This window comes from Roseateles sp. P5_E1 (genome assembly GCF_054049335.1).
The window spans coordinates 1-502 of record NZ_JBFUMN010000538.1 but is presented as its reverse complement, the minus strand read 5'-3'; the positions used below and the strand labels follow the sequence as shown (position 1 = coordinate 502).

Below are 502 nucleotides of genomic sequence, written 5' to 3'. Positions count from 1 at the left end.
GCGGTCGCCCGTCGAGGCGATGGAGCCGCCGTCGATGTTGACGCTTGCGCTGTCGCTCAGCAGCACGCCATGGGAATCTGCCGCGCTGGTGCGCAGGGTGGATCCGTTGACGTTGACGCGCGTGCCAGCATTGCGCGCGGTGACGCCGTTGCCGTTTGCACCCATGGCGGTGAGGCTGGAGTCGATGATGTTCAACTGCGCACCGCCCAATGCGGCAGCGCCATGGCCACGGTCGCCGGATGTGACGGTGCTGTTGCTCAGGCTCAACACGGCATCGCTGCCACGCGCGAACACGCCGATGGAGCCCAGACCGGTGGTGGTGATGTCCAGGTCGCTGGCGTTGATGGTGCCGGCGGTGGAATAGAGCCCGTAGGCTTCCTGGCCCGTTGTGCTGACCTGGCCGCCGGCGACGGTGATGCGGCTGTCGGCGCTGTCGACCATGGCACCGTGGGAGTTCAAGCCGGTGGTGCTGATGTTGGTCGAAGCGGCATCGATGCTGCCG

The 502-nt window shown here is 66.9% G+C and carries 1 protein-coding gene; it reads right to left on the bottom strand.

Annotated features, from left to right (window positions below):
• Window positions 1–502 (bottom strand): hypothetical protein (locus ACXJKJ_RS32520; RefSeq protein WP_457395895.1); only part of this gene is annotated, 502 nt, incomplete at both ends.